Genomic DNA, 17,546 nt, shown 5'->3' with positions numbered 1-17,546 from the left:
GATGCGCCCTATCTTGCCGGCGCGCCCCGCCTCGTCTGCCCTGGTTGTCGCCGCCTCGTCTGTCAGAACCTACCGTCCCAACCCCGTCTGGCGCCCCGCCGTGCGCCTCAGCGCCGCCGGTGAGGGGTCTTCTAAGCAAACACCCCGAACCCCGCAAGCGGTTTTTTGGGCCTTTGTGAACTTTTCATGTCGGGAATTTTTCATCCTCAAAATGTGGCATCGAGCGCAATCTTCGCCACCACTGGCAGGGGCTTCGGGCAATTTTTGTCCGTTCGGTAAAATTCGGCGGAACCGGATCTGCCGTATCGGCGCACGACTGGCCCCATGTCGCGGCAGCCCGGCCCGATTCACCCGACTCGGAGCCCCGATTCACCTTTCGAAAGGGCCCGGATCCGCTCAGGCGCCGCGACTCGCCAGCTGGAATCGCTTCGGCGCGGGCAGCCGCAGGGCCAGGACCGCCATGACGATTCCCAGATAGACCAGCGGTTCACGCTGCCAGCCCTTCACGACCATCACCCAGTGTACCGCCCCCAGGATCACGGAGAGATAGACAAGCCTGTGCAACCGCTGCCACGCCTTCGGCCCCATCCGCCGGATCGAGAAGGTGTTGGAGGTCAGCGCCAGCGGGATCAGCAGCAAGAAACCCACCATGCCGATGGTGATGTAGGGCCGCTTCACGATGTCCGCCCACATCTGGCTTGGGATCTGCACGTCGAGCACGGCCCAGACCAGGAGGTGCAGCGAGATCAGGTAGAAGACCATAAGCCCGAGCGCCCGGCGGAACCGGATCAGCGTCACCCCCGTGAACCGCCGCAGCGGTGTCACCAGCAGCGAGGCGATCAGCACCTGCAGCCCGAGCTCGCCCAGCCGATGCTCCAGCTCGCGGATCGGCTCCACGCCGAGGCCGCCGGTGAAGCCGAGGTAGAGCCACCAGAAGGGCACAAGCCCCAGCACCACGTAGATCGGCCAGGTCGGCAGCCGCCGCAGCGTCGTGTTGATCCGCTGCGCCGCCGTCATCAGTAGTTCGCCTTCAGGTCCATGCCGTCGTACAGCGCCGCGACCTCGTCGCCGTAGCCGTTGAACATCTGCGTCTCGATCCGCTTGGCGAAGAAGCCGCCGCCGACGCGACGCTCGGTCGCCTGGGACCAGCGGGGGTGATCCACCTCGGGGTTCACGTTGCTGTAGAAGCCGTATTCCCGCGCGTTCGCCATGTTCCAGCTGGTCGGCGGCTGCTGCTCCACGGCGCTGATCCGGACGATCGACTTGATCGACTTGAAGCCGTACTTCCACGGCACGATCAGCCGCAGCGGCGCGCCGTTCTGCTTCGGCATCGGCTCGTCATAAAGGCCCGTGGCGATGATCGTCAGCGGATGCATCGCCTCGTCCATCCTGAGCCCCTCGCGGTAAGGCCAGTCGAGATAGCCGCGCGAGATCCCGGGCATCTCGTCCGGGCGCACCGCCGTCTCGAAGGCGATGTACTTGGCCGAGGATTGCACGCCGACGCGGTTCAACAGATCGGCCAGCTCGAAACCGACCCAGGGGACTACCATCGACCAGGCCTCGACACAGCGGAAGCGATAGATCCGTTCCTCGAGCGACGTGCCCTTCATGATGTCGTCGAAGCTGTAGTCGCCGGGCTTGTCCACCAGCCCGTCCACCTTCACCGTCCAGGGATCGACGGTCAGCGCATCGGCATAGCGCGCCGGATCCTCCTTGCCGGTGCCGAACTCGTAGTAGTTGTTGTAATGGGTGATCTCGTCGAATGTGTTCGGCTCGGCATCGGTCGAATAGGGCGAGGGCGCGGCGTTCAGCTTGGCGAAGGCGGGGCCGCCGATGGCGCCGAGGCCAAGCGCCCCTGCCCCGGCCATCAGCTGGCGGCGGTTCAGGAAAGCGGACTTCGGGGTCACGTCCGACCACTTCAGGTCGCTTCTGTATCGTCCGGCCATGTCGTCCTCCTCGGCTGGGTTCGGTTGGACTGTAACCTAAGCGCGGCGCCGCCGAAGACAAAAGGCGGGCCCCTCACGATCCTGTTCGCGGGGTGTAACAGTCCTTCGGAAGGAGACACGAAAAAGGGCGGCCCGGAGTTTCCGGACCGCCCTTCCCTTCCGTCTCGCAGGACGGTTCAGCCGCGCAGGCTGCCGCCCGTGGCGCCGGTGACCTTGGCGACGATCTTCGACGACGCCGCCTCGATCTCGGCCTCGGTCAGCGTCGCCTCCTTCGGTTGCAGCCTGACCGCGATGGCGAGCGACTTACGCCCCTCTCCGAGCGATCCGCCCACGAACTCGTCGAACACCCGCACGTCCGAGATCAGCACCTTGTCGGCCCCGTAGGCGGCATTCACCAGCGTCTGCGCCTCGACGCGGGCATCCACGACGAAGGCGAAATCGCGCTCGACCGGCTGGAGGTCGTTCAGCACCAGCGCAGGCCGCGCGGCACTGTCGTTGCGCGGCTGCGGCACCTCGGCGGGATAAAGCGTGAAGGCCACCGCCGGGCCCTTCACGTCCATCGCGCGCAGGACCTTCGGGTGTACCTCGCCGAAGACGCCGAGCACCTTCTTCGGGCCAAGGCAGATGGTGCCGTGCCGCCCCGGGTGCCACCAGTCCTGTCCAGTGCGCAGGATCTGGACCTTAGCGGGGGCGCCGATGGCGGCCAGCAGCGCCTCGGCGTCGGCCTTCACGTCGAAGACGTCCACGGGGCGCGAGGCGCCGTGCACGTCCTTCGGCCCGGTGCGCCCGATCAGAAGCCCGGTCAGCTCCTGCCGCTGCTCGCCGGGTTCGCCGCCGTGGAAGGCCGCGCCCAGTTCGAACAGCGCCATGTCGGCAACGCCCCGCGCCTGGTTCCGCTTCGCCGCCTGCAACAGCCCCGGCAGCAGCGCCGGGCGCATGTGCGACAGGTCCGCCGAGATCGGGTTCTCCAGCCGCGTCGCGTCGCCGCCGCCGCCGAACAGCGCCGCCGAGGCCTGGTCGATGAAGCTGTAGGTCACGCATTCGTTGTAGCCGAGCGCCCCCGCGGTCCGCCGCGCCGCCTGCTCGCGCTTCTGCACCGGCGTCAGCACCGGCTTCGGCACGCCCGCCTGGGTGCGGCGCAGGGGCTGGCCCTTGAGACCGGAGAGCGACGCCAGCCGCGCCACCTCCTCCACCAGGTCCGCCTCGCCCTGCACGTCGGGCCGCCAGGACGGGACAAGGGCCATGTCGCCCTCCATCCGGAAGCCGAGCGCCTCCAGCCCCGCCACCTGCACATCGGCCGGAATCGCCATGCCGACGAGGCTCTGCACCCGGTCTGTGTCCAGCCGGTAGGCGCGGGAATGGTCGGGCACCGCACCCGCGACGACCACCTCGGACGCCTCGCCACCGCAGAGGTCGAGGATCATCCGCGTCGCCAGTTCCAGCCCCGGCAGCGTGAAGGCCGGGTCGACCCCCCGCTCGAAGCGATAGCGCGCGTCGGAGTTGATCTTCAGCGCCCGCCCCGTCCTGGCGATCGTCACCGGATCCCACCAGGCGGATTCGAGGAAGACGTCCACCGTCGCCTCGGTGCAGCCGCTGTGCTCGCCGCCCATGATGCCGGCGATGCTCTCGGGGCCCGTGTCGTCCGAGATCACCATCATCCCCGGCTCCAGCACATACTCCTTCTCGTCGAGCGCCATCAGCCTCTCGCCGCCCTTCGCGCGGTGCACGGTCAGCCCGCCCTTCACGATGCCTGCGTCGAAGACGTGCAGCGGGCGGTTGCGGTCGTAGGTGAAGAAGTTGGTCACGTCGACCAGCGCCGAAATCGGCCTGAGGCCGATCGCCTTCAGCCGCGCCTGCAGCCACGCGGGCGAGGGGCCGTTCCTTACGCCGCGGATCACCCGCCCGGCGAAGACCGGGCAGCCGTCCCGCGTGTCCTCGGCGATCGTCACCGGAACCGGACAGGGGAAGGTGCCCGCCACCGGCTCCACCTCACGCTCGATCAGCTTCCCCGGGCCCCGCGCCGCGAGATCCCGCGCGATGCCGCGGATGCCAAGCGCGTCGGGCCGGTTCGGCGTGATCGAGATTTCGATCACCGGGTCCACCTTCTCGGGGTCATGCTCGGCCAGCCAGTCCGCGAAGCTCTGCCCGACTTCGCCCGAGGGCAGTTCGATGATCCCCTCGTGCGCCTCCGACAGCTCCATCTCGCGTTCCGAGCACATCATGCCGTGGCTCTCGACGCCGCGGATCTTGCCGACCTGGATCGTCGTGTCGATCCCCGGCACGTAGGTTCCCGGCTTCGCCACCACCACGGTGATCCCCGCCCGCGCGTTCGGCGCGCCGCAGATGATCTGCACCTCGCCGTCGCCCGTCGCCACCTGGCAGACGTTCAGCCGGTCGGCATCGGGATGCTTCTCGGCCGAGTTCACGAAGCCCAGCGTGAACTCCCGAAGCTTCGCCGCGGGATCCTCGACCCCCTCGACCTCGAGCCCGAGATCGGTCAGCGCCTCCGCGATCTCGTCGGCGGTGGCCTCCGTCTCGAGGTGTTCCTTCAGCCAGGACAGCGTGAATTTCATGTCTGTGTCTCTCGTCTACTGGCCGCCCTGGGCAAGATCGCCGTAATCGCCCATGCGGTAGAGTTTGATTTCCCGGACCAGCCGCAGCGTCGGCTTGGCGGCGAACAGGATCGAGCCGACCAGGAACAGCCACGTCCCCGGCACCTGCCATGCCTCGTAGAAGAACATCACCGAACCCACGATGAAGCAGAGCGCCGCACCGAAGTCGACGGCCGTGTAGGCCACCTCGAACGCCGCATAGATCCGGCGGCTTTCGGGCGAGCGGTCGCGGTGGTCGTAGTGAAACAGCTTCATGGCATCCCCCTGTCGGTCATCCTTTCAGGTCGCCGCGGGCATAGCAGGCAGAGCGTGTGCCGAAAAGGGGTCCGTCCGCCTGCGCCGCACCACATCGGGGAAGCCCCGGAAACGCAAGACCCCGCCGAAGCGGGGTCAGGGGACATCGGAGTATTATAAGGCCGATCAGAGCTTGTCATCGCCCGGGGCGAACGGCCTGCCTAGTGACCTAGGTCTTCATGCCCGAAACCCGGGATACGTCGGGGTTGTAGCCGCGCAGGAGTTAACACTCGGTTAATTCCAGCGAGGTCTTTTAGACACCCCCGTACAGCGTCGGCACCTGAAGCGGCGAGAAGCCGTAGTGCCTGAGCCACCGAAGATCGGAATCGAAGAAGGCCCGCAGGTCCGGGATGCCGTATTTCAGCATCGCGATGCGGTCGATCCCCATGCCGAAGGCGAAGCCCTGCCATTCGTCCGGATCCACCCCGCCCGAGCGCAGGACGTGAGGGTGGACCATGCCCGAGCCCAGGACCTCCAGCCAGCCGTCGCCCTCGCCCACCTTCACGGTGCCGCCCTCGAAGGAACACTGGATGTCGACCTCCGCCGAGGGTTCGGTGAAGGGGAAGTGCGAGGCGCGGAAGCGGGTCTTCACGCTGCGCCCGAAGAAGGCCGAGAAGAACTCCTCCAGCACCCACTTCAGGTTCGCCATCGACGTGTCGCGGTCGATCACCAGCCCCTCGACCTGATGGAACATCGGCGTGTGGGTCTGGTCGTAATCCGCCCGGTACACCCGACCGGGGCAGATGATCCGGATCGGCGCACCCTTGTCCTGCATCGAGCGAATCTGCACCGGCGAGGTATGCGTCCGCAGCACATGGGGCGGGCGGTCGTCGCCCTCGGCCCGGTGCATATAGAACGTGTCCATCTCGCCCCGCGCCGGGTGATGGTCGGGGATGTTCAGGGCATCGAAGTTGTACCAGTCGGTCTCGATCTGGGGTCCTTCCGCGACGGTGAAGCCCATGTCGGCGAAGATCGCCGTGACCTCCTCCCACACCTGGCTGATCGGATGGATGGTGCCAAGCGCCGCGCCCCGCGACCGGCCCGGCAACGTGACGTCCAGCCACTCGCCCGCCAGCCGCGCCTCGAGCGCCGCATCGGCCAAGGCCGCCTTGCGCGCCGCCAGCGCCTCGTTGATCGCGTCCTTCAGCGCATTCAGCGCCGGGCCGGCCGTCTGACGCTCTTCCGGGGACATCTTCCCCAGCTCGCGCATCTTCAGCGACACCTCGCCCTTCTTGCCGACGGCGGCCAGCCGCACCTCTTCCAGCGCGGACTCGGTCCCGGCCGCGGCGATCTGCGCCAGGTACTTCTCTTTCACATCGTCCATGACGGCCCCCGAACTCGCTCTTCGGGCCGTCAGCTATCCGGTTGCGGCGAACCTTGCAAGTTTGCGCCTCATCCCGCGATCAGGCGCACCAGCATCCAGACGCCCATGAGTGCCATCATCACGTTCTCGGTCAGCGACACGAACCCCAGCGGCACGTTCGAACTGCCGCCCACGCAGGCGCATTTCAACTCCCGCTTGTCTACATAGACCGCCTTGACCACCGACACCGCGCCCACCGTCCCGATGAACAGCGCCACCGGCGCCGCGATCCAGAGCAGCACGCCCGCGACCATGAGGATGCCCGCCCCCGCCTCGGCATAGGGATATACATAGCCGTAGGGCACCCACCTCCGCGCCAGCAGGTCGTAGTTCAGGAACATGGTCGAGAAGCTCTCGACGTCCTGCAGCTTCTGCAGCGCCAGCAGCACCATCGAGATCGAGATGAACCACTCGAAGGTCCGGAAGGTCAGCGCCCCGAAGGCCACCCAGCCTGCCGCGACCGCCAGGGCCAGCGCCGTGGTGAAGATGGCGATCACCGGCCTGTAGCTCGTCTCGTCCGGGCCCGGGACGTGCTGCCCGAAGTGTTCGCGCAGGGCGTCGTAGCCGCCGATTCGCTCGCCTCCGATGAAGGTCTGCGGCGTGGTCTTGACCCCGTGCCGGGCCTTGAACGCGTCGGTCTCCTCGCGCGTCTCCAGCCAGTTGTCGTCCACCTCGAACCCCTTGCTCTTCAGCAGGTGCACGGATTTCAGACCGTAGGGGCAGACATGATCCGGCATGACCATGCGAAAGATGCGGGCCTTCTTGCCGGTGGATGTGTCGTCCAGTGCCATGGCGTTCTCCTTTCCCGTCATTGCAGGGAAAACGCCCCTCCAGCGCGGGAGGGTTCCCGCCCGCCGGTTCCCCGCCGCCGTCGCCGACCGGCGGTCGCGCGCCGGGGCAGCCCGGGACGGCTCGCCCAGAGGCCGGACAGCAGAAAGGCCGCCCGGGGGCGGCCTTCCGTGTCGTCGACTGGAAATCGCGATCAGGCGGCCAGCGCGGCCTGTGCCTTCTCGACGATGGTGCCGAACGCCTCGGGCTCGTTCACGGCGAGATCGGCCAGAACCTTGCGGTCCACCTCGATCCCGGCCAGCGACAGGCCGTTGATGAAGCGGGAATAGGTCAGCGCCTCGTCGTGCGACCGGACCGCGGCGTTGATCCGCTGGATCCACAGGGCGCGGAAGTTCCGCTTCCGGACCTTGCGGTCGCGGGTCGCGTACTGGTTGGCCTTGTCGACCGCCTGGGTCGCGGTCTTGAACGCGGTGCTGCGGCGGCCGTAATAGCCTTTCGCGGCCTTCAGGACCTTCTTGTGACGGGCGTGGGTGACGGTTCCACCTTTGACTCGGGACATCTCTCAGGCCTCCTCAGCGGGCGTAGGGCATATAGGACAGGGCAAGCTTCTGATCCGGCTCCGACAGGACACGGGTCCCGCGCGCATCGCGGATGAACTTGTTGGTCCGCTTGATCATGCCGTGACGCTTGCCGGCCATGCCGCCCACGACCTTGCCGGTCGCCGTCACCTTGAAACGCTTCTTCGCGCTCGACTTCGTCTTCATCTTGGGCATTTCCGTCTCCTCGGAATTCGATACGGTTTACGCGCGACTCGGCATGCCACTGGCCGGACGCGCGGCAGAGCGCGCTTCATAGAGGCGACCGGGCAGGCTGGCAAGGGGGATTGCGCAGCCTTCGGTCGGCCGGATCAATGGGCGATGCGCCCGATGACACGGGCGAAGGCGCCGGGGATGTCGTCCATCTGGTATCCGCCGGGGCGCGTGTCCACGGCGAAATAGACAAGCCCGGCCGACAGGACGCCCATCAGCGCCGCGGCGCGCGGCGCGCGGCTTTCGGAGAAGGCGGACAGCAGGGCGGGGAAGGCGAGAGCGGCGAAGACGACGCCGAGAACGAGGGCGATATCAGTATCCATGTACTGCTCCAGATGCCCCACGCGCGAAGTCTACTCCGGATCGGCGCTATAAATCAATCTCTCTTCGCAAGGCGCGACCCGCAGGATGTTCGTCGTCCCCGTGGTGTTGAACGGCACGCCCGCCGTCACCACGATCTGGTCGGTGCTGAGCGCGAAGCCCTCGTCCCTTGCGGCGCGCACGGCGCTGATCACCGCCTGCTTGAAGCGGTCGACCTCGCCGGTGATGACGCAGTGCATCCCCCAGCTGAGGCAGAGACGCCGGGCCGTGCCGACCAGCGGCGTCAGCGCCAGGATCGGCACGTGCGGACGCTCGCGTCCGACCAGCAGCGCCGTGGTGCCGGACTGCGAGAAGCAGCAGATCGCCTTGATGTTCGTCGTCTCGGCGATCTCGCGGGCGGCCGACACGATGGCGTCGGCGACGGTTTCCTTGTGCCCGCCGCGGCTGGCGTTGATGACCTCGCGGTAGGTCGGATCGCTCTCCACCTCGCGGGCGACGTTGTTCATCGTCGTCACCGCCTCGATCGGGTAGGAGCCCGCGGCCGATTCCGCCGAGAGCATCACGGCATCCGCGCCCTCGTAGATCGCCGCGGCCACGTCCGAGACCTCGGCCCGGGTCGGCATCGGCGATTCGATCATCGACTCCAGCATCTGCGTCGCGACGATCACCGGCTTCGCCGCCGCGCGGCACTTGCGCACCAGCCGCTTCTGGATCGGCGGCACGTTCTGCACCGGAAGCTCGACCCCGAGGTCGCCGCGCGCCACCATGATCCCGTCGGACACGTCGAGGATCGCGTCGAAGTTCTTCACCGCCGCGGGCTTCTCGATCTTCGAGAGCACCGCCGCCCGGTCCCGCGCCAGCCCCCGCGCCTCGATCACGTCCTCGGGCCGCTGCACGAAGGACAGGGCCAGCCAGTCGACCCCGAGGTCGCAGACGAAGTCGAGGTCGCGGCGGTCCTTCTCCGACAGGGCGGCCAGGGGCAGCACCACGTCGGGGACGTTCACCCCCTTGCGGTTCGAGATCGTGCCGCCGACGGTCACGGTGCAGTTGGCGAAATCCTTGCCGCAGTCCTTCACCTTCAGGCGGATCTTGCCGTCGTTCACCAGGAGGCTCGACCCCGGCTCGAGCGCCTCGAAGATCTCGCGGTGGGGCAGGCGGACGCGGGTGTTGTCGCCCTCGGCCTCGTCGAGGTCGAGGCGGAAGTCCTGCCCCTCGCTCAGCTCCTCCTCGCCGTTGGCGAAGGTGCCGACGCGCAGCTTCGGACCCTGGAGGTCGGCCAGGATCGCGATCGGGCGGCCCAGGTCCTTCTCGATCTGGCGGATGATGCCGTGACGGCGTGCGATCTCGCCGTGGTCGCCGTGGCTCATGTTCAGGCGGAACACGTCGGCCCCCGCTTCGTAGAGGGCGCGGATCGTCTCGTAATCGTCCGAGGCGGGACCGAGCGTTGCCACGATCTTCACGTTCCGCAGGCGTCGCATGGGCATCGTTCCTTCTGTCCTGGTCCGGTCTCAGGCCGGTTGAGCGCGGTTATGGAGGATTTGCCCCGCAGGAGCAACTGAACCCTGACCGCCTCGCTTTGCGCGAGGGAATAGTGCAGATGTATGAACGAAAGGCGACCCTCTGCCCGAAACCTGTGCAGACAGGGGTGCAGCGGTCTTGACGCCCCCTGCCCCGGCTCCCAGTTTCGCGGCAGACAAGGGAGACGCACCATGGACGACCAGACCCGACTCGAACTCGAAGCCGCCGCCTTCCGCCGGTTGCGCGACCACCTGGCCGAGCGCACCGACGTCCAGAACATCGACCTGATGAACCTCGCCGGATTCTGCCGCAACTGCCTGAGCCGCTGGTACCAGGAAGCGGCGAACGACCGCGGCATCGCGATGACCAAGGACGAGGGGCGCGAGATCTTCTACGGCATGCCCTACGACGACTGGCGCGCGCGGCACCAGCGCGAGGCAAGCCCGGAGCAGGCGGCAGCCTTCAAGGCCACCCACGGCTGACCCCGGCCGCGGCCTTCGTGCGGGGCGCCGGTTTCCTGAAGGAAACCGGTCCATTTTCCTTCAGGAAAATGGTGCCGCGCCGAGGGGGTTCCCGTTGGGAAGAGTGAAGGGCCGCCCGTTCCGCCGGGCGGCCGGTTTCCTTGAGGAAACCGGACCATTTTCCTTCAGGAAAATGGGCACTCCGAGGATCGGCCGGGCGGCGGACGGCGAGGGGGGAAGCCTCCGGCGGGAGTATTTCCGCAAAGAAGAAGCAGGGGCGCAGCCCGGGAGGGGCCGGGGCGCTCCCCGGGGCGACCTGTCGGCAATGGGTTCCCGTCAGACCGCCGTCTTGCGGCTTTCGTCGAGGTAGATCTCGCGCAGGCGCGCGACGGTGCGGCCCGGCTTGCCGGTGCCGATCGCCTTGCCGTCGATCTCGACCACCGGCATCACGAAGCTCGACGCCGAGGTGATGAAGGCCTCGTCGGCCTCCTGGGCCTCCTCGATCGTGAAGGGGCGCTCCTCGACCTCCATCTGCGCCTCGCGGGCGAAGCGCAGGACCGCCTTGCGGGTGATGCCGTGCAGGATCTCGTGGCCGAGATGGCGGGTGATGATCCTGCCGTTCTTCACGATATAGGCGTTGTTCGACGTGCCCTCGGTCACCTCGCCATCCTCGACCATCCAGGCGTCGTGGGCGCCCGCGGCCTTCGCCATCATCTTGCCCATCGACGGATAGAGCAGCTGCACCGTCTTGATGTCGCGGCGGCCCCAACGCTGGTCCTCGATGCTTATGACCTTCATCCCCGTGCTCGCCATCGGGTTGTCGGCGAGGCCGGGCTTGGACTGGGTGAACAGCACGATGGTCGGCTTCGGATCCTCGGGGAAGGCGAAGTCGCGGTCGGCGGCGCCGCGGGTGATCTGGAGGTAGATCAGCCCGTCCTCGATCCCGTTGGCACGGACCAGTTCGCGGTGGACCTCCAGCAGGTCCTCCTTCGCGATCGGGTTCGGCATGTCGAGTTCCGAGAGCGAGCGGGCGAGGCGGGTGGCGTGGCCGTCGAAGTCGATCAGCTTGCCGCCGAGCACCGAGGTGACCTCGTAGACCGCGTCGGCGAACAGGAAGCCGCGGTCGAAGACCGAGACCTTGGCCTCATCCTCGGGCAGGTAGTCTCCGTTGACATAGACGGTGCGGGTCATGGCTGGCTCTCCTTCGGCGCGGTGGCTCTGGAGTGGGTCAAGCCCCTCGCGCTGTCAAGCCGCCTCACTCTCCCAGGATGCGGCGGTAAGCGTAGCCGAGGCGCAGGGTCGAGAAGCTGTGACCGCCGGGGAAGGTGCAGAACTCCAGCATCCTGCCCGCGGGGTTGGTCGACCGCCTGCAGCTCATACCGTCGGGGCCGTCGTGCTGTCCGGTCGGCGTGAAATCTCCGTAGGCGGAGTACATCGCCAGCGTCTCGGGCACGTCGCCCTGCCTTGCCGGGCCGATGGGGCGGCCGCCCAGCGGCACGGTCGTGTCCTCGGTGCCGTGGATGTGCACCACGCTGGCCGGGGGCGTCGTGCAGGTCCCGGGGACCGGGGCCCAGAAGGTGCCCGACATCGGCACGAAGCCCGCGAAGCTTTCGGACATGCCGCAGGCGAGCGTCCAGGTCATCATGCCGCCGGCGGAGAAGCCGGTGGCGACGGTCCTGGCGGGGTCGAGGTGCAGGCGCTGTCCCGCATCCTCAAGGACGGCGCGGACGTAGTCGTATTCCAGCGCCTCTTCGCGGTCCGGCGCGCGGGGGGTATGGGCGAGCTGCCAGTCCTCGCCCGCCGCCTGGAGCGCGATCAGCGCGACCCCGAGGTCGTCGGCGAGGGCGCGGAAGGCCATGTTCTTCATCACCCCCGCCGCCGTCCCGCGATAGCCGTGGGCGAAGACGAGGGCGCCGATCTCCTTCCCTTCCAGTCCTTCGGGGAGGTAGAGGCGATAGCTGCGCTCGCCCACGGGGCAATCCGTGTCGGGTCCGCAGGCAAGGGCCGGGAGCGGCAGGAGGCTCAGCAGGATCGGCAGGAGGGCGGCGGCAGGGCGCATGACAGGCTCCGGGTTGCGGCGGTGGCTGGAAGGATGGGGCGGGGGCGCGCCGCGGCACCCGACATTCCCGTGAACGCTCAGCCCCAGAGCGCGGCGGCGGGCGGGTGGATCCCGGCGCTGTCGAAGGCGAGCGGGGCGTCGCGGTCCTCGGCCAGCAGGAGCGGGCCGTCGAGATCGACGAAGGCGACACCCTGGGCGAGGAGGGTGGCGGGCGCCATGGCGAGGGAGGAGCCCACCATGCAGCCGACCATGATGCCGTAGCCCTGGGCGCGGGCGGCGTCGCGCAGGCGCAGCGCCTCGGTCAGGCCGCCGGTCTTGTCGAGCTTGATGTTCACCAGGTCGTACTTGCCCCTAAGTGCTTCCAGCGTCGCGGTGTCGTGGCAGGATTCGTCGGCGCAGACCGGCAGCGGGCGCTCGATCTGGGCAAGCATGTCGTCCTCCCCGGCGGGCAACGGCTGTTCCACCAGCTTTACCCCGAGGCGGATCAGGTGCGGCGCGAGGTCGGCGTAGACATCCGCATCCCAGCCCTCGTTGGCGTCCACGATGATCGCCGCGTCCGGCGCCCCGGCGCGCACCGCCTCGAGCCGGGGCATGTCGTCGGGCGTGCCGAGCTTGATCTTCAGGAGCGGGCGGAAGGCGTTCCTTTCCGCGGCCCGGCGCATGTTCTCCGGGCTGTCGAGGGACAGTGTGAAGGCGGTGATCGCGGGCTTCGGTTCCGGCAGGCCGAGGAGGGACCAGATCCGCCGGCCGGTCCGCTTGCACTCCAGGTCCCAGAGCGCGCAGTCCACCGCGTTGCGCGCGGCGCCGGGCGGCAGCAGGTCCTGAAGGGCGTCGCGCGTCACGTCCCCGGGCAGGCCCTCGATCTGCCCGGTCACCGAGTCGAGCGATTCGCCGTAGCGAGCGTAGGGGACGCATTCGCCGAGGCCGGTGACGCCGTCCTCCATGGCGCGCACGGTCAGCACCTTCGCCTCGGTCCGCGAGCCGCGGGAAATGGTGAAGACCTCGGCGAGGCGGAAGGTGTCGGGGGTGACGGTCAGTTTCATGGGGCCTTCTTTTCGCAAGTGTCCTGTTCCGGCAGGGGATCAGATCCCGGCAAGCGCGTCGACCAGCCGGCCGGCGCCGATGCGGTAGGGATCGACCGTGGGCAGGCCGAGCCGCGCCTCGATCTCCTCGAGGCATCGCATCGCCTCGTCCTCGCCCAGGGCCTTGGTGTTGACCGAGACCCCGACGATCTTCACCGTCGGGTTCACGACCCGGGCCAGCGGCAGGGCGGTGTCGCGCAGCTGTTCCAGCGTCGGCAGGCCATAGTGCGGCAGGCCGCGCATGTGGGTGCGGGTCGGTTCGTGGCACATCACCAGGGCGTCGGGCTGCCCGCCATGGATCAGCGCCAGCGTCACGCCGGAATAGGAGGGGTGGAACAGGCTGCCCTGCCCCTCGATCTGGTCCCAGTGGTCGGGATCGTTGGCGGGAGTGAGATACTCGATCGCGCCGGCCATGAAGTCGGCGATCACGGCGTCGAGCGGCACGCCCGCCCCGGTGATCAGGATCCCGGTCTGACCCGTCGCGCGGAAGGTCGACTTCATCCCGCGCCGGTTCATCTCGCGGTCCATGGCGAGCGCGGTGTACATCTTGCCGATCGAGCAGTCGGTGCCGATGGCGAGGCAGCGCTTGCCGGTCCGCTTCTCGCCGTTGGCGATCGGGTAGGCGACGGTGGGGATGCGCACGTCGTGCAGCGTCCGGCCGTTCTCCCGCGCCGCGGCCTTCAGGTCGGGCTCGTTCCTCAGCAGGTTGTGCAGCCCGGCGGCGACGTCGAACCCCATGGCCAGGGCCTCGGCCAGCACCGCCTTCCAGGCGGGCGAGATCACCCCGCCGCGGTTGGCCACGCCGACGACCACGGTCTTCACCCCCGCCTGCGCCGCCTCTTCCAGGGTCATGTCCGGCAGGCCCATGTCCGCCGCGCAGCCCGGCAGGCGGAACTGGCCCTTCGCGACCTCCGGGTTCCAGTCGCGGATGCCCTGCGCGACCTTGGCCGCCAGAGGATCGGGCGCATCGCCGAGGAAGAGAAGGTAGGGTGTCTGGATCATGGGGCAGGCTCCGCTCTGTTCGGTCGCAGCCTAGCGGGTTTCGGCGCAGCGGAAAGGTGGCGGCGGCGGTTTTTGCCGCGGGCGGCGGGACAGGACCGCTCGATGCCTCCGGAGGAAGCATACCCGGGCAGGACAGCGATGGAGGGCGTCAGGGGGTGTCGGCCTCGGCGACCTCCAGGTCGGTCCAGATCTCCTCGACCCAGCTCTTGATCTGCAGGGCCTCTTCCCACCGGTTGCTCATCTCGCGGCCATCGGGGCCGGTCATGGCATATTCGGGGGGACCGAGTTCGCAGAGGAAGATGCAGTCGCCGCTGTCGTTGCGGGCGCGCCAGTCGGCCAGCCCCTCGCGCCACCAGCCCTTGAAGAGATCCACCCATTTCCGGTGCTGCGGGAAGTCGAGCTGCAGCTGGATCTGCTGGCGGCTCGCCACCCGGCCCTGGAAACTGTCCGAACGCTTCAGGATGCGCGAGACCAGCGCGAGGTCGCGCTCGGACAGGGGGTGCCAGAACTCGCGGTCGACGACATAGTGCGAGAGGTCGGCGCAGAGGCGCATTTCGGGAATGGCGTCGATCAGTTGCAGCGTGGTGTAGAGGTCGTTGGTGATGCAGTTGCGGTGGGTTTCGAACTGGATCGGCATACCGGCGCGGTCGGCCATGCCGATCCAGGTGCGGACGACCTTTTCCATCTCCGGCAGCGTGATCGGCATCACCTGCCCGATCACGTCGACGAACGGGGAACCGAAGTCCTTCGCCAGCGCCAGCGTGTCCCCGAAGCCCTCGACCGTCTTCGGGAAGGCGACGATCAGCGGGGTCAGGCCGTTTGCCTCGATATGCGGGCGCACGGCGTGGGCCACGGCCACATCCGCCGCGCCGAGGTCGATGGCAAGGCCCGCATAGCCCGCCTCGGCCACCATGGCGCAGACCTCGGCATGGGGCAGCTTCACGCCGCTCTGGTCGTGGGGCTGCATGGCCCAAAGGGAGGTGTAGACCTTGAGCTGGCGCATATGGAACTCCGCAGATGTGTGTGGCCGGAGCGTAAGCATCGCGACGGGATGCGCAATGCGCGGCAGTTCGGGGCCCGCGACGGTTTCGCTGCAACTGCACAAGACGGGTTGCGGCCCCGCACGCAACATCCTACCCAAGACGAAGCCCTGAACGAAATATCATTGCCGAGGTATCCCATGTCCTTCCGCGTCCAGCCCGCGCCCCCTGCCCGCCCGAACCGCTGCCAGCTGTTCGGCCCCGGTTCCCGCCCCGCGATCTTCGAGAAGATGGCGGCCAGCGCGGCGGACGTGATCAACCTCGACCTCGAGGATTCCGTGGCGCCCGGCGACAAGGCGGAGGCGCGGGCGAACATCATCGCCGCGATCAATGACGTGGACTGGGGGAACAAGACCCTGAGCGTCCGGATCAACGGACTCGACACCCCCTACTGGTACCGCGACGTCGTGGAGCTGCTGGAGCGGGCGGGAGAGCGGCTGGACCTGCTGATGATCCCGAAGGTCGGCTGCGGGGCGGACGTCTATGCCGTGGACGCGCTGGTGAGCGCGGTCGAGGCGGCGGCGGGGCGGACGAAGCGGATCGGGCTGGAGGTCATCATCGAGACGGCCGCGGGCATCGCCCACGCCGAGGAGATCGCGGCGGCCTCGCCCCGGCTCCAGGCGATGAGCCTCGGGGCGGCGGATTTCGCGGCGTCGATGGGGATGCAGACGACGGGGATCGGCGGCACGCAGGAGGGTTACTACATGCACCGCGAGGGGCAGCGGTACTGGGCGGATCCCTGGCACTGGGCGCAGGCGAAGATCGTCGCGGCCTGCCGCACCCATGGCGTGCTGCCGGTGGACGGGCCGTTCGGCGATTTCTCGGACGAGGACGGCTTCCGCGCCCAGGCGTTGCGTTCGGCCACGCTGGGGATGGTCGGGAAATGGGCGATCCACCCCAAGCAGGTGGCGCTGGCGAACGAGGTCTTCACCCCGACCGAGGCCGCGGTGGCCGAGGCGCGGGAGATCCTCGCCGCGATGGAGCAGGCGGAACGCGAGGGCCAGGGGGCGGCCGTCTACAAGGGGCGGCTGGTCGATCTGGCGTCGATCCGCCAGGCCCAGGTGATCGTGAAGCAGGCCGGGATGATCGGCGGCTAGGGTCCGCGCGCCGCGGCGGCGACCGCCCGCTGGGCAGACGGCGCGCTCGGGCCGGCGACGCCGTCGCGGCACCGCGCGGGCCGTCGAGGGCCGTCGCGGGGGGGCGAGTTGCATTGGCGCGGTGGCGGGGGCATATAACCGCGAGCCGATAACCGAGCCCGGAGACCCGGATGACCACCTATCTCGATTTCGAAAAGCCGCTCTCCGCCATCGAGGGCAAGGCCGAGGAGTTGCGCGCCATGGCGCGGGCGAACGGCGAGATGGATGTCGAGAAGGAGGCCGCAGCGCTCGACAGGAAGGCGGCGGACATCCTCAACGATCTCTACAAGAACCTCTCGCCCTGGGCGAAGTGCCAGGTGGCGCGCCACCCGGAGCGGCCGCATTGCCGCGACTACGTCGAGGCGCTGTTCACCGAGTTCACGCCGCTCGCGGGCGACCGCAACTTCGCCGACGACCTCGCCGTGGTGGGCGGCCTTGCGCGGTTCGAGGACCGGCCCGTCGTCGTCATCGGCCACGAGAAGGGCCACGACACCACGACGCGGATCGAGCACAATTTCGGCATGGCCCGCCCCGAGGGCTATCGCAAGGCGATCCGGCTGATGGACCTCGCCGACCGGTTCAACATGCCGGTGATCTCGCTCGTCGACACGCCGGGCGCCTATCCCGGCAAGGGCGCCGAGGAGCGGGGCCAGTCCGAGGCGATCGCCCGCTCGACCCAGCGCTGCCTGCAACTCGGCGTGCCGCTGGTCTCGGTCATCATCGGCGAGGGCGGATCGGGCGGCGCCGTGGCCTTCGCCACGGCCTCGCGGCTCGCCATGCTGGAACACTCGATCTACTCGGTGATCTCGCCCGAGGGCTGCGCGTCGATCCTCTGGCGCGACGCCGAGAAGATGCGCGAGGCGGCCGAGGCGCTCAAGCTGACGGCGCAGGACCTGAAGAAGCTGGGCGTGATCGACCGGATCATCCCCGAACCTCGCGGCGGCGCGCAGCGCGACCGCGCTGCGGCGATCGCCAACGTCGGCAAGGCCATCGGCGCGATGCTGGGCGAGATGCAGGGCATGGACCGCACCGCCGTCGTGCAGGAGCGGCGGAAGAAGTTCCTGAAGATGGGGGCGAAGGGGCTCGCCGCCTGAATGCCGCCTGCACGCCGTCT

General features: G+C 68.4%; 18 protein-coding genes. 3 read left to right on the top strand and 15 right to left on the bottom strand.

Features of this window, described 5'->3' with window-relative positions; translation table 11 throughout:
* Nucleotides 1–396: 396 nt before the first annotated feature.
* The 10 genes from msrQ to pyk form a co-directional block, all read right to left on the bottom strand.
* The gene (gene msrQ, locus A7B20_RS18105; RefSeq protein ID WP_102109994.1) at nucleotides 397–1,017 is read right to left on the bottom strand and encodes a protein-methionine-sulfoxide reductase heme-binding subunit MsrQ; all 621 of its coding nucleotides are present in this window, start codon (nucleotides 1,015–1,017) and stop codon (nucleotides 397–399) included.
* Nucleotides 1,017–1,946 (bottom strand): protein-methionine-sulfoxide reductase catalytic subunit MsrP, encoded by a 930-nt coding sequence (gene msrP, locus A7B20_RS18100; protein ID WP_102109993.1) that lies wholly within the window; start codon nucleotides 1,944–1,946, stop codon nucleotides 1,017–1,019. Before msrP ends, msrQ begins: the two co-directional genes overlap by 1 nt.
* A 176-nt stretch (nucleotides 1,947–2,122) precedes the next feature.
* Nucleotides 2,123–4,519 (bottom strand): phenylalanine--tRNA ligase subunit beta, encoded by a 2,397-nt coding sequence (gene pheT / locus A7B20_RS18095; protein WP_102109992.1) that lies wholly within the window; start codon nucleotides 4,517–4,519, stop codon nucleotides 2,123–2,125.
* A gap of 15 nt (nucleotides 4,520–4,534) precedes the next feature.
* Nucleotides 4,535–4,813 carry a YrhK family protein gene (locus A7B20_RS18090; protein ID WP_102109991.1) on the bottom strand — a complete coding sequence of 93 codons (279 nt, stop codon included), beginning with the start codon at nucleotides 4,811–4,813 and terminating at the stop codon, nucleotides 4,535–4,537.
* 292 nt (nucleotides 4,814–5,105) lie between these two features.
* Entirely contained in the window at nucleotides 5,106–6,176 is a 1,071-nt protein-coding gene (pheS, locus tag A7B20_RS18085; protein ID WP_102109990.1) for a phenylalanine--tRNA ligase subunit alpha, read from the bottom strand.
* Nucleotides 6,177–6,244: 68 nt separating this feature from the next.
* Nucleotides 6,245–7,006 carry a MauE/DoxX family redox-associated membrane protein gene (locus A7B20_RS18080; protein ID WP_102109989.1) on the bottom strand — a complete coding sequence of 254 codons (762 nt, stop codon included), beginning with the start codon at nucleotides 7,004–7,006 and terminating at the stop codon, nucleotides 6,245–6,247.
* Nucleotides 7,007–7,197: 191 nt separating this feature from the next.
* On the bottom strand, nucleotides 7,198–7,563 hold the full coding sequence (gene rplT, locus A7B20_RS18075; protein ID WP_102109988.1) for a 50S ribosomal protein L20: 366 nt from the start codon (nucleotides 7,561–7,563) through the stop codon (nucleotides 7,198–7,200).
* Nucleotides 7,564–7,576: 13 nt separating this feature from the next.
* Nucleotides 7,577–7,777, bottom strand: a complete 201-nt coding sequence (gene rpmI / locus A7B20_RS18070; protein WP_102109987.1) for a 50S ribosomal protein L35 — start codon at nucleotides 7,775–7,777, stop codon at nucleotides 7,577–7,579.
* A 134-nt stretch (nucleotides 7,778–7,911) separates the two neighbouring features.
* Nucleotides 7,912–8,136: a hypothetical protein gene (locus A7B20_RS18065; RefSeq protein ID WP_102109986.1), complete on the bottom strand. Its 225-nt coding sequence runs from the start codon at nucleotides 8,134–8,136 to the stop codon at nucleotides 7,912–7,914.
* 30 nt (nucleotides 8,137–8,166) lie between these two features.
* Nucleotides 8,167–9,612 carry a pyruvate kinase gene (pyk, locus tag A7B20_RS18060; protein ID WP_102109985.1) on the bottom strand — a complete coding sequence of 482 codons (1,446 nt, stop codon included), beginning with the start codon at nucleotides 9,610–9,612 and terminating at the stop codon, nucleotides 8,167–8,169.
* Between the two features lie 231 nt (nucleotides 9,613–9,843).
* Between pyk and A7B20_RS18055 the strand changes: the two genes are divergently transcribed.
* Complete coding sequence (locus tag A7B20_RS18055; protein WP_102109984.1) at nucleotides 9,844–10,134, top strand: DUF1244 domain-containing protein; 291 nt, start codon at nucleotides 9,844–9,846, stop codon at nucleotides 10,132–10,134.
* A gap of 315 nt (nucleotides 10,135–10,449) precedes the next feature.
* On the opposite strand, the gene A7B20_RS18050 is transcribed toward A7B20_RS18055, so the two are convergent.
* From A7B20_RS18050 to A7B20_RS18030, 5 genes are all read right to left on the bottom strand, one after another.
* The gene (locus A7B20_RS18050) at nucleotides 10,450–11,304 is read right to left on the bottom strand and encodes a D-amino-acid transaminase (protein ID WP_102109983.1); all 855 of its coding nucleotides are present in this window, start codon (nucleotides 11,302–11,304) and stop codon (nucleotides 10,450–10,452) included.
* 64 nt (nucleotides 11,305–11,368) lie between these two features.
* Complete coding sequence (locus A7B20_RS18045; RefSeq protein ID WP_102109982.1) at nucleotides 11,369–12,172, bottom strand: CE1 family esterase; 804 nt, start codon at nucleotides 12,170–12,172, stop codon at nucleotides 11,369–11,371.
* A gap of 77 nt (nucleotides 12,173–12,249) precedes the next feature.
* Nucleotides 12,250–13,215, bottom strand: coding sequence for an N-acetyl-D-Glu racemase DgcA (dgcA, locus tag A7B20_RS18040; RefSeq protein ID WP_102109981.1), 966 nt, complete (start codon nucleotides 13,213–13,215; stop codon nucleotides 12,250–12,252).
* Between the two features lie 39 nt (nucleotides 13,216–13,254).
* Nucleotides 13,255–14,256 (bottom strand): N-acetyltransferase DgcN, encoded by a 1,002-nt coding sequence (dgcN, locus tag A7B20_RS18035; RefSeq protein WP_102109980.1) that lies wholly within the window; start codon nucleotides 14,254–14,256, stop codon nucleotides 13,255–13,257.
* 148 nt (nucleotides 14,257–14,404) lie between these two features.
* The gene (locus A7B20_RS18030; RefSeq protein ID WP_102109979.1) at nucleotides 14,405–15,259 is read right to left on the bottom strand and encodes a sugar phosphate isomerase/epimerase family protein; all 855 of its coding nucleotides are present in this window, start codon (nucleotides 15,257–15,259) and stop codon (nucleotides 14,405–14,407) included.
* A 177-nt stretch (nucleotides 15,260–15,436) separates the two neighbouring features.
* Between A7B20_RS18030 and A7B20_RS18025 the strand changes: the two genes are divergently transcribed.
* Nucleotides 15,437–16,393 carry an L-malyl-CoA/beta-methylmalyl-CoA lyase gene (locus A7B20_RS18025; protein ID WP_102109978.1) on the top strand — a complete coding sequence of 319 codons (957 nt, stop codon included), beginning with the start codon at nucleotides 15,437–15,439 and terminating at the stop codon, nucleotides 16,391–16,393.
* 170 nt (nucleotides 16,394–16,563) lie between these two features.
* Nucleotides 16,564–17,526 (top strand): acetyl-CoA carboxylase carboxyltransferase subunit alpha, encoded by a 963-nt coding sequence (locus A7B20_RS18020; protein WP_102109977.1) that lies wholly within the window; start codon nucleotides 16,564–16,566, stop codon nucleotides 17,524–17,526.
* The last annotated feature ends 20 nt before the right edge of the window (nucleotides 17,527–17,546 follow it).

The organism is Oceaniglobus roseus (assembly GCF_002869745.1).
Taxonomy (GTDB): domain Bacteria; phylum Pseudomonadota; class Alphaproteobacteria; order Rhodobacterales; family Rhodobacteraceae; genus Oceaniglobus; species Oceaniglobus roseus.
The sequence above is the reverse complement of the archived record's forward strand: the minus strand, read 5'-3'. Positions and strand labels throughout refer to the sequence as shown.